We start from the raw sequence: 11,069 nt of genomic DNA on the forward strand, positions 1-11,069 counted from the left end.
TTTGTCCGCTCATTGAGCCCCCGCTCTCCGGGGCAGCCGGCGTGGCGGAAAGAGCTTGCCGTACCAAAATGGTGGTCTGTCTGCTTGTCATTGAAAAATTCCCTGCCCTGGTCATAGGTACATAGGTAATACTTTTGAAAAACCAGGCGGGAACTCGTGAAAAAAGCTGTTTGATCCCTGCCGCGACAACTGTGCTTGAGCGATCCGCGCTGTACGTCGCCATGAGAAAACCGCTCTTGCGTTCGACAGCTGTAATGATGTAGCCACTTTTGCGGTTCCCATGTAGCAAATCACATTCCCAGTGGCCGTAACAATCCACCTCAGGCCGTGATGATATGCGGGGAAGCGCAAAAATCCTCGTTTTCCTGTCATGGACAAGACGCTTGCCCGGACCCGTGTGTCGAAGGTAGCGCCCAAACCCTCTGAGCGGCCTTCCCTGGCGGTAAGAAAAGCCGTCCGCTTTCCCGCGTTCTTATCTTTTGAGGAACGCCAGTCGGCCCGCCTTTGAGCGGCCTGTGCATCATGTCTGCCGTTTTTCTTGGCGCTTCGCCGGACTTCCCTTGAAATGGCCGCTGGGCTGTAGCCGAGGAGCTCGGCAATGCTCCTGAGGGATTTTTCCCCCGGACGTCGCTCCATGATTTCTCTGTGCGTTTGGGTAAGGTGTTTTTGCCCCATGACAGTTCCTCGTTGTTGAGGTGTTTGCTTGCAAAACAACTGTCATGGGGCTTTCTTTTTTGGGCAAGCCCTCTGTTACCTTTCAGTTGACAATCTGCCGTCCACAAAAGGTTCCCCTCACCGAAAAAACACAACGAAAGGGTATGCCTTACTGGGCGGGCTGATGCTTGTCGCCGGCGTCATGCTTCATGGCGCCCGCGCGCAGCGACAGATAGATCGGCTGCGCCGTGGCCTCGCCCGAGAAGATGACCTCGCGCGGCGCTGCCAGCGCATGGGGCAGCACCTCGTCCACATGTTCCACGAAAATGATCTCCAGATCCTTGAGCACCTCGTCCGGCACTTCCTTGAGATCCTTCTCGTTATCCCGCGGCATGATGACGCAGCGGATGCCGCCGCGCCGCGCGGCGAGCAGCTTTTCCCGCAGGCCGCCGATGGGCAGCACGCGGCCGCGCAAGGAGATTTCTCCGGTCATGGCCACATCGTTGCGCACGGCGATCCCGAGCAGGGCCGAAGTGATGGATGTGGCCAGCGTGATGCCGGCCGACGGCCCGTCCTTGGGCGTCGCGCCTGCCGGCACATGCACATGGATGTCCACCTTGCGGTGAAAACGCGGATCCAGCCCGAAGACTTCGGCCCGCGAGCGCACATAGCTCAGGGCGGCGCGCGCCGATTCCTTCATGACGTCGCCAAGCTGCCCGGTGGTCACCACCTGCCCGGAGCCGCTCATAAGGCTTGTTTCCACCAGCAGGATCTCCCCGCCGCGCTGGTTGTAGGCCAGCCCGGCGCAGACCCCCACCTGCGGCTCGCTTTCGCGTTCCTCATGGCGGTAACGCTTGACGCCCAGCATGGCCGGCAGGCTCTGGCGGGAGATGGTCACGCACTTGTTCAGATCGCCCTCTTCCACCAGCCGGATGGCCGTCTTGCGGCAGAGCGCGCCGATCTCGCGCTCGAGATTACGCACGCCGGCCTCCCGGGTATAGGAGCGGATAATCTCCAGCAGGGCGTTTTCGGAAAGGCGCATGTTGTGCTCCTTGAGGCCGTGCTCCTCGATCTGGCGCGGCAACAGGAAGTTACGGGCGATATGGCGCTTTTCCGTTTCCAGATAGCTGTTCAGCTCGATGATCTCCATGCGGTCCAGCAGCGGGGCCGGGATGGAGTGCAGGGAGTTGGCCGTGGTGATGAAAAAGACCTTGGACAGATCATATTCCAGATCAAGGTAATGATCCATGAAGGTGGCGTTCTGTTCCGGGTCCAGCACTTCCAGCAGGGCCGAGGCCGGGTCGCCGCGGTAATCGGAGCTCATCTTGTCGATCTCGTCCAGACAGAAGAGCGGATTGTTGTATTTGACCCGCTTGAGGGACTGGATGATCTTGCCCGGCAGGGCCCCCACATAGGTGCGGCGATGCCCGCGGATCTCAGCCTCGTCACGCACGCCGCCAAGGGCCAGACGCACATAGTCGCGCCCGGTGGCTCGCGCAACGGATTTGGCCAGCGACGTCTTGCCCACGCCGGGCGGCCCCACGAGGCAGAGGATGGGCCCCTTCAGGCCGTTGGAAAGCTTCTGGACGGCAAGATATTCGAGGATGCGCTCCTTGGGCTTCTCCAGGCCGAAATGGTCGCCGTCAAGGATGGCGCGGGCCTTCTCGATGTCGATCTCCACTTCCTTGAGGTCGCACCAGGGCAGATCGAGGATCCAGTCCACATAGTTGCGTACCACGGTGTATTCCGCCGCCGACGGGGGCATGGCCCGCAGCTTCTTGACTTCCGAGAGGGCCTTTTCCCGGGCCTCCTCAGGCATATTGCGGGCGCGCAGCTTCTGTTCGAGCTCGTCCATCTCGGCCTGAGGGTCGTCGTCGCGTCCCATTTCCTTGTTGATGGCCTTGATCTGCTCGCTGAGGTAGTACTCGCGCTGGTTGCGCTCCATCTGCACCTTGACGCGGTTCTTGATGCGCTTTTCCATGCTGACGAGCGCCACCTCGCCCTGGAGCATCTCATACACCTTTTCCAGGCGCAGGGTCACGTCCGCCAGTTCCAGCGCCTCCTGTTTGCGGCGGTAATCCACCTTGAGGTGAGGCAGCACGGCGTCGGCCAGCGCGCCGGGATCGCGCTGGGCCAGGATGGCCAGCACGGCTTCCTGGGAGATCTTCTTGTTGCCCTTGGCGTATTCTTCCAGCGACTCATGCACAGCGCGCACCAGCGCCTCGCGCTCCTCGGGACGGCTTTCCGTCTCGGGCATGCCTTCCACCTGCACCAGCGGGCAGGAGGCATTATCGAGCAGACTGCGCCAGACGGCTCTGTGCATCCCCTCGAACAGCACCTTGATGGTGCCGTCCGGCAGACGCAGCATCTGGAGCACCTTGCAGACCACTCCCACGGCATAGAGATCGTCGGCGCCGGGGCGCTCCACTTCCGCTTCCCGCTGAGAGACCAGGAAAATGTGCTTGCCGAATTTGGCCTGCGCTTCCTCGATGGCCTTTATGGACGCCTCACGGCCCACAAAGAGCGGCATGATGGAGCGGGGGAACATCACCACTTCGCGCAGGGGCATGAACGGCAGGGTCTGCGCCGGTGCGGCGCCATACTGGAGTGCGGACATAGCTATCCTCATGGTTCCTCACGCTGCCGGCGGCCTCTTGCCGTCGGCGCGCGTCATCGCAACAGGAAACGACAAAAACCGGAGCCGCTTTCCGCACGGCTCCGGCGCAGCGGTCATACGGCCTGATCGTCCAGCACCTCGGCGGGAAAATCGCCGTCGTCCGCATAGAGGAGGACCGGCTCCTTGCCCTTGTCGATGACGGCCTGATTGATGAGGCAGGCCTTGACGTCAGGCAGGGACGGCAGCTTGAACATGATGTCCAGCATGATGCGTTCCATCACGTTGCGCAGACCGCGCGCGCCGGTCTTGCGCTCGATGGCCTTGTGCGCGATGGCCTTGAGGGCGTTGGTGGTGAAGCGCAGCTGCACGTTGTCCAGCTCGAAGAGCTTCTGATACTGCCGCACCAGCGCGTTCCTGGGTTCCGTCAGGATACGCACAAGGTCCGGCTCGTCCAGTTCGTCCACATGGGTGATGATGGGGATGCGGCCCACGAATTCAGGGATGAGCCCGAACTTCACCAGATCCTGCGGATGGATCTTTTCCAGCAATTCCGACAGCGGCATGCCCTTGCTGCTGCGCACATGCGCGCCGAAGCCCATGGAACCGCCGGTCACGCGGGACTCGACGATCTTGTCCAGCCCCACAAAGGCCCCGCCCACGATGAACAGGATGTTGCTCGTGTTCATGCGTATGAATTCCTGCTGGGGATGCTTGCGCCCCCCCTTGGGCGGGATGTTGGCCTCGGTGCCTTCAATGATCTTCAAAAGGGCCTGCTGCACGCCTTCGCCGGAGACGTCGCGGGTGATGGAGGGGCCGTCGCTCTTGCGGGAGATCTTGTCGATCTCGTCGATATAGATGATCCCCTTGCTCGCCGCTTCCAGATCGTAGTCGGCGTTCTGCAGAAGCTGCACGAGGATGTTTTCCACATCCTCGCCCACATAACCGGCCTCGGTCAGCGTGGTCGCGTCAGCGATGGCAAAGGGAACCCGCAGCACCTTGGCAAGCGTCTTGGCCAGCAGGGTCTTGCCGCTGCCGGACGGGCCCACCAGCAGAATGTTGCTTTTTTCCAGCTCCACATCGTCGCCCAGGGCATCGGCGTAGAACACCCGCTTGTAGTGGTTGTGGACAGCCACCGAAAGGATCTTCTTGGCGTCATGCTGACCGATGACGTACTCGTCGAGCCGATCCTTGATCTCCTGCGGCGACAGCAGGCGCTCCGGCGAGTCGTCATGCTGGAGCCGGTCACGCGCGATGAGCTCCCCGCACGCCTTGATGCACTGGTCACAGATGCAGGCGTGCTCCTGCGTGATCATATTGTTGACTTCGCTTTCGGGGCGGCCGCAGAAGGAACAGCGCAGCTCCTGCTTCTTATCGGACGGCGTGGTGTCGGACATGGCTAGTTCTTTTCCTCCAGATCGCGGCGCGAGACCAGCACGCGGTCGATGATGCCCAGCTCGAGCGCTTCCTCGGGCGTAAGGAACTTGTCGCGTTCCGTGGCGCTGACGATGGTTTCGTAGGGCTGGCCGGAATGTTCGGCCAGCAGCCGGTTGAGGCGTTCCTTGATGCGCAGGATCTCGCGGGCGTGGATCTCGATATCCGTGGCCTGGCCCTGGTAGCCGCCCAGCGGCTGGTGGATCATAATCTGGCTGTTGGGCAGGGCAAAACGCATGCCCGGCTTGCCGGCGGACAGAAGAAAGGCCCCCATGCTGGCGGCCCGGCCCATGCAGACCGTGGTCACGGGCGAGGTGATGTAGCGCATGGTATCGTAAATGGCGAGACCTGCCGTGACGGAGCCCCCCGGCGAGTTGATGTAGAGGTTGATCTCCTGCTCGGGATCCTGCGATTCCAGAAACAGCAGCTGGGCGCAGATCAGCGAAGCGACGGCGTCCGTCACCTCACTGCTCAGAAGGACGATGCGGTCCTTGAGCAGGCGGGAATAAATATCGTAGGAGCGCTCTCCCCTACCCGTGTTTTCGATGACAAAAGGGATCTGATAGGCCTGCATGAACTTCCTCACTCTAGGGAAAGTGGCGTCCGCCAGATACGGTCGACACGCCGGAGAGGCTGAAAACTCCAACAACGCCGCACCTTGCGGCGCGACGCTGTCGGGACTGGCGCGGATCCGGCACCTAGTCGGCGATCGGGGCCGCGTCCTTTTTCACAGGGGTGATTTCCTTCATGGGCTCCACTTCCCGGACCTTCGCCTTGGCAAAGGCGGCCTCCATGCCCTTGTCGGCCAGCAGACGGTCGCGCATGGTGTTGATCATGCCGGTGCGCTCATAGGCTTCACGCACCTTGCGGAAGTCTTCACCTGTCTGGATGCAGATGCGGTACAGCTGGTTGTCCACTTCGCCCTGGCTGACGCTCAGGCCTTCCTTGCGGGCGATGGAAAGGAGCAGAACCTGGATGCGGGTCAGCTCCTCGGCCTGCTTCTGCAGTTCCTTCCGCAGCTCGTCTTCGGTCTTGCCCAGATCGGCAAGCTTCTTGCCCTGCTGCTCCAGCCGGGCCGCCGTCTCGGCGATGAGGGTGCGGATCTGCATGTCCAGCAGGCTTTCCGGCAGCGGGAATTCCAGACCGGCCAGCATCTTGTCCAGCATCTTCTTCTGAGCGGCGCTGCGCACCGCGTTCTCGCGGCTGTACGCGTAGCTGTCGCGGATGCTCGCCCGCAGCTTGTCCATGCTCTCGACGCCCACCTGCCTGGCAAGATCATCATTAATCTCCGGCAGCTTGCGCTGTTTCACCGCATGGACAGTCACCCGGATCTTTAGGGTCTTGCCGGCCAGACTCTGCGCGGGGATGTTTGCCGGGAAGACGATGTCGCCTTCGCCCGTCTGGCCGACCTTGACCGTCTTCACCAGCTTTTCGAAATCGTCGAGCGCCTGTCCTTCCCCAAGGGGAAGGTCGAAATTGTCGGTCTTGAGCTCGCCGAGCGACTTGCCGTCTTCGAAGGCCTCAAAGCTGATGTTGGCGATCTGCCCGTCCACGGCAGGCCCTTCGCCGGCCACATCCAGCAGTTCGGCCCGGTCGCGGCGGATGCGCTCGATGACGGCGTCCACCTCTTCATCGGTCACCACGGCCTTTTCCTTTTCCACTTCCATGCCTTCGTAGGCAGGCAGCTCAAAGGCAGGCAGCACTTCGAACTCAACGCTGAAGCTGAGCCCCTTGCCGCGGGCCAGCGCCCCGCCATCTTCCACAAACTGGATGCCGGACACCGGTTCGAGGCCGGCCTTGGTCAGCGCATCGCCGACCTTGGCATTGACCAGCGCCTGCCGGGCTTCCTCATAGATGTAGTCGTGGAAGCGCTTTTCCACCACCGAGGCAGGCACTTTGCCCTTGCGGAAACCGTCAATCTGCACGGATTTGCGGTAGTAGGCCACGGAACGCGCTATGGCGTCGTCCACGTCACTGGCTTCGGCGACAATGCTGATTTTCCTTTTTACCGGCGAAAGTTCTTCAATGGTATATTCCACAGGGCGCTCCTTGGGCGATTTTTTCTCCCATCTGCCATGCTGGGGGCTCGCCGGCTTTACGGCTTTCTGCAATGGGAACCGTCTCTGCTACCATAAAGAGCAGGGCAACACAAGTCCGCCGCGCCGGCCCTCCCGGAGCGGTACGCAAGGTCGGCGCGGGCGCGCCGCCGAACCAGGCGTCTGTGTGCAAAAAGCCCACGGGATTCCGCAACGCCCCTTGGCCGGGGGTGCAGTTCCTGTGGGCCTGCCAGACACGCCATGACTGGTGCGAGAGGGGGGAATTGAACCCCCACGGATGAACCGCTGGATTCAGACCCCATCGACGTGGCGGCCTCGGCCACCCGCACCTCCTCGCTCCAGCACGCCGTGGTCTTCACGGGGGGCATCCTCCTGTTCAGCGACCAGACGCAGTTCGCGCTGGAGCACGACACGGTGCTCGCCAACTCCACGGTCAGCATCAAGCCGGTGACGGAGTTCGCCTGCGATGTGACGGCCCAGCCCGTCTCCTCCGGCAAGACCGTGTTCTTCGCCGTCAACCGGGGAGAGTGGGGCGGCATCCGGGAATACTACACCATGCCGGACAATACCGACCAGAACGACGCCGCCGACGTGTCCTCCCATGTGCCGCACTACATCAACGGCGGCATCCACAAGCTGCTTTGCTCCACCAACGAAGACTTTCTGCTTGTCCTCTCCCGTGGAAGGACGGAATCCATCTGGCTGTACAAATACTTCTGGAACGGCTCGGAAAAGGTGCAATCCGCGTGGAGCCGCTGGGACATGGCCGGGAAGGTGGCCGGTCTGGCCCTCCATGACGCCCGTGTCTTCCTGCTCATGGACTATCGGGGCGAGGGCCTTTTTCTGGAGGTCATGGACATTTCCCCGGCCTGCCGCGATGCGGACGAGAACTTTGAGTACGCCCTCGACCGCAAGCTGACGGAAGCCGACTGCGCGGTCTCGGCCTATGACAGCGCCACGGAAAGCACGACCATCACCCTGCCCTACGCCCCGGCCACGGCTCCCGCCGTCATCACCCGCAGCGGGGAGGGCCAGCGGGCGGGCTACGCCCACGAGGTGGAATCCCTGAAGGGAAAGACCCTCATGGTGCGCGGCAACGCCACGGGCAGAAAGCTCTTCATCGGCCTGCCCTTCGAGAGCCGCTACACCTTCTCCACCTTCGCGCTGCGGGAAGGACAGAAGGGCAATGCCGTCACGTCGGGCCGTCTCCAGCTCCGCAGCCTCTCCATCGCCTGTGAGGAGACCGGCTATCTGGAGGTGGAGGTCGTCCCCTCCTTCCGTCAGCCCAGCCGCTACCGCTTCACCGGCAGGGAGTTGGGTCACGGCACAAACCGCATAGGCTCCCTTCCGCTCTATACGGGAACCATCCGCGTGCCCCTGCTTTCTCTCAACACACAGGTGGCCGTCTCCCTCGTGTCCAAGTCCTTCCTCCCCTTCTCCGTGGTCAACGCGAGCTGGGAAGGTTTCTACAACACACGCAACAGGCAGGTATGACATGTGCATCATCCCCGACCATCTGCGGGACTTCACCCGCCCCGCCTGCCGGGCCGACGTGGAGGCGCTGGCTCCCCGCCTCCTTCGGGAGGACAGGGAGGACATCGCCGCGCTTACAGGCGGACATACGCCCCGTGAAGCTCTGCTGCACGGCCTGCGTCACTCCACGCCCGGCATCGCCTTCTTCCTCCCCGGCCAGCCCACGGCGGTCATGGGCATGGGCGGCATCATCCACCCGGCCCTCGTCTGGCTGCTCTTTCACGAAGACCTGCTCACCTCCCCCGCCGGGCGGAAGCTCTTTCTGAAACACTGTCCCGCCGTGCGTGACTGGCTGTTGTCCCTTACGCCCACGGGCTTCATGTACAACCGCACCCTCGCCTCCAGTCGTCGCATCCGCCGCTGGCTCCACTGGCTGGGGGCCGAGGAACTTCCCCCCACGCCGCACGACGGTGTGGTGTGGTTTGAAATCGTGAAAAAGAAGGGGGAAGCCCATGTGTAGCCCAATGGCGCTCGGTATCGCCTCCCTCGCCATCGGCACAGGCTCCGCCATCGCCAAGGGCGTGGCCCAGCAGCAGTACATGACGGCGCAGGCCGAAGAATACGCCCGCGTGGCCGACCTCAACAACAAGGCCGCCGTGCGGGAATATACGGAGCAGTCCGCCGCCGAGCGCGTCTCCCAGATGCAGGAACAGGCGCAGGCTTCCCGGCAGGCGCAGGAGATACAGAAGGACGCCCTCCAGAAGAAGGGAACCATGCTGGCCTCCACCAACGCGACGGGCGGGGCGCTCAATGCCCTCATGGCCGACTACGAGCGGGAGGAGGCCGTGCGCCGGGACAACATCCGGCAGCAATATGAGATGCGGGCCGTGGGCCATGAGCTCAACCTGTCCGCCTACAAGGACAGGGCACAGAACCGCATCAACTCCAACCGCAACTTCATCGGAAGTCAGAGCGCGGGCATGAACGCCCTCGGAACCATCCTCGGCATCGGCGCGGCGGGCCTGAACGCCTATGGGCTGTATTCCGACCTTGATTACCGCCAACGCACGGGAGGTGCTGGCTAATGGCAGGACGCGCACAGTCATCCCAACCCACCATCAGGGAGGAGCTTTCCCCCGTTGACCGTCTCACCCCGGCGGTCTCGGCCCAGCAGATATTCTCCTACATGCAGGCCCGCCCCGGCTACGTCGCTCAGGGACGAGACCTGCAACGGCTGGCCGAATCTCTGGATTCCTTCGGCGGCAGCTTCGGCAGGGCCGCCCGAACCTACATGGACAAGAAGATAGCCGAGGATGTGAGTGAAGCCGAACAGCTCTATCGGGAACACCCGGAACTCACCAAGAACATGGAGGCGTGGCGCAAGGCCGCCGAGGCCGACCCCGCCGTGCTGAACAAAAGCCCGTGGGTCAAACGCTATGTGGAGCATACCATCCTGCGTAACGAGGCCCAGACCATCGACGCGGAACTACGGAACTTCTACGTCACCTCCGGGCTGGTCAACGAACGCGACACAAAGAAAGTGGCCGAGGCCGTCAACGCAAAGATGGGTGAGCTGGTCAAGAATTCGGCGGCCAACAAGTATGAGGACCCCCTCGCCCTCGGTCCAAACTTCCATGCCCCACTGCGTAACGCCACGAGCAACCTCCTCGCCATGCACACGGCCAGTGTGGAGGCGCAGAACGCCAGGCTCGTCATGCAGCAGGCCCACCAGAACATCGACAACATGATAAGGGGAATTACCGACCCCCGCTTCCCCAACAGCCTCAATCCCCGCCTCCCTTCCGACGCGGCGTCCCTGGCCGACCGCCACGCCGCCGCGCTCCAGACGGTCATGGGCGACATGATGGCGCGGGGCTTCCGGCAGGCCGACCTTGTGCAGTTCGCCACGGACAGCGTGCTGCGTACCGGGGGCTCCGTCTCCCGCATGGAAGCCGTGCTGCGAAAAGTCACCGTCCCCGGCCTTGACGGCAAGCCCGTCTCCCTGCTCTCCCAGCCCGGCGTCCGGGACATGCTGGAGCAAAAGCGGGACGTGGAGACGGACAGGGCGTGGAAGGCGGAGACACGGGCGTGGACGCGGAGAAACTGGGCGCGGGAAGATGCACACATCCTTGCCCGCAACATGGGCGTCGTGGATGGCACGTCCCATGCCGTCAAGACGATGGAGGAGGCCCGGGAGGCGGGCATCTCGCCGGAGTATTACCCGGTATATGTGGAGCAGGCCAGATTCGGCTCCAATGCCGCCCTGAATCCCCAGCCTTCCAATCCCCTCTCCGACGAGGAGTATCAAAATACCCTCATCGGCATCAGGAGAGGCGCGCTGGGACTGGCTGACGTGCAAGACATGCTGCCTCGCCTCACCAAGGAACAGAAAGACGAAGCCGTGAAAACCGCCCTTGCGATGGGGGACGCCGACGAAAAGGCCGCCGTCTCGGCGCAGACCTCCGTGAAGAAAACGTTCCTTGCCTCCCTCGTCGGACAGAGCCGGGCGGAGGGCTACCTTGACGGGAGCACAACGCCCATCGGCAACGACCTTGTGATGCTCAATGCCGTGGAAGCGCTTACCCTCTCCTATCAGGAGGAGCGGGAAGCCTACATGAAACGCCTGAACGTCGCCAAGCTCTCCGCTGAACAGGAGGGGCGTTTCCGGGCGTCCTTCGTTTCCAACGCCATGTCCGAGCTGGAGAAACGCTTCGGCCCGCAACAGCCCACCATGAGAAAGGAAGCGGCGGCGGGCAGGGTGGGCAGATTGTAAATTGAAAGTTAACAGAGGGCTTGCCAAAAAAAGAAAGCCCCATGACAGTTGTTTTGCAAGCAAA

General features: G+C 62.5%; 9 protein-coding genes. 4 read left to right on the forward strand and 5 right to left on the reverse strand.

All coding sequences use genetic code 11. The features are described 5' to 3' along the window. Positions 1-111: 111 nt before the first annotated feature. The 5 genes from Q0J54_RS12255 to tig all read right to left on the reverse strand — a co-directional run bounded on the left by Q0J54_RS12255 (position 112) and on the right by tig (position 6,741). Positions 112-675 (reverse strand): helix-turn-helix domain-containing protein, encoded by a 564-nt coding sequence (locus Q0J54_RS12255; protein ID WP_367172243.1) that lies wholly within the window; start codon positions 673-675, stop codon positions 112-114. Between the two features lie 148 nt (positions 676-823). After that, positions 824-3,271, reverse strand: a complete 2,448-nt coding sequence (gene lon, locus Q0J54_RS10980) for an endopeptidase La (RefSeq protein WP_296305661.1) — start codon at positions 3,269-3,271, stop codon at positions 824-826. Between the two features lie 113 nt (positions 3,272-3,384). Next, entirely contained in the window at positions 3,385-4,665 is a 1,281-nt protein-coding gene (gene clpX, locus Q0J54_RS10985) for an ATP-dependent Clp protease ATP-binding subunit ClpX (RefSeq protein WP_296305663.1), read from the reverse strand. Positions 4,666-4,667: 2 nt separating this feature from the next. Further along, positions 4,668-5,276, reverse strand: coding sequence for an ATP-dependent Clp endopeptidase proteolytic subunit ClpP (clpP, locus tag Q0J54_RS10990; RefSeq protein WP_296305665.1), 609 nt, complete (start codon positions 5,274-5,276; stop codon positions 4,668-4,670). Positions 5,277-5,400: 124 nt separating this feature from the next. Continuing rightward, a complete protein-coding gene (gene tig, locus Q0J54_RS10995; RefSeq protein ID WP_296305668.1) occupies positions 5,401-6,741 on the reverse strand; it encodes a trigger factor in 1,341 nt (446 codons plus the stop codon). Between the two features lie 324 nt (positions 6,742-7,065). On the opposite strand from tig, the gene Q0J54_RS11000 reads away from it, so the two are divergent. Genes Q0J54_RS11000 through Q0J54_RS11015 form a run of 4 tightly spaced genes read left to right on the forward strand, consistent with a single transcriptional unit; the run spans position 7,066 to position 11,005 of the window. Further along, positions 7,066-8,253: a hypothetical protein gene (locus Q0J54_RS11000; protein ID WP_296305670.1), complete on the forward strand. Its 1,188-nt coding sequence runs from the start codon at positions 7,066-7,068 to the stop codon at positions 8,251-8,253. Between the two features lies 1 nt (position 8,254). Next, positions 8,255-8,752 carry a hypothetical protein gene (locus Q0J54_RS11005; RefSeq protein WP_296305672.1) on the forward strand — a complete coding sequence of 166 codons (498 nt, stop codon included), beginning with the start codon at positions 8,255-8,257 and terminating at the stop codon, positions 8,750-8,752. After that, complete coding sequence (locus Q0J54_RS11010) at positions 8,745-9,317, forward strand: hypothetical protein (protein WP_296305674.1); 573 nt, start codon at positions 8,745-8,747, stop codon at positions 9,315-9,317. The genes Q0J54_RS11005 and Q0J54_RS11010 overlap by 8 nt, the downstream gene beginning before the upstream one ends. Continuing rightward, positions 9,317-11,005, forward strand: a complete 1,689-nt coding sequence (locus Q0J54_RS11015) for a hypothetical protein (protein ID WP_296305676.1) — start codon at positions 9,317-9,319, stop codon at positions 11,003-11,005. The genes Q0J54_RS11010 and Q0J54_RS11015 overlap by 1 nt, the downstream gene beginning before the upstream one ends. The last annotated feature ends 64 nt before the right edge of the window (positions 11,006-11,069 follow it).

Origin of the sequence: uncultured Desulfovibrio sp., from assembly GCF_944324935.1 — a bacterium.
In the GTDB taxonomy this organism is placed as follows: Bacteria; Desulfobacterota; Desulfovibrionia; order Desulfovibrionales; family Desulfovibrionaceae; genus Desulfovibrio.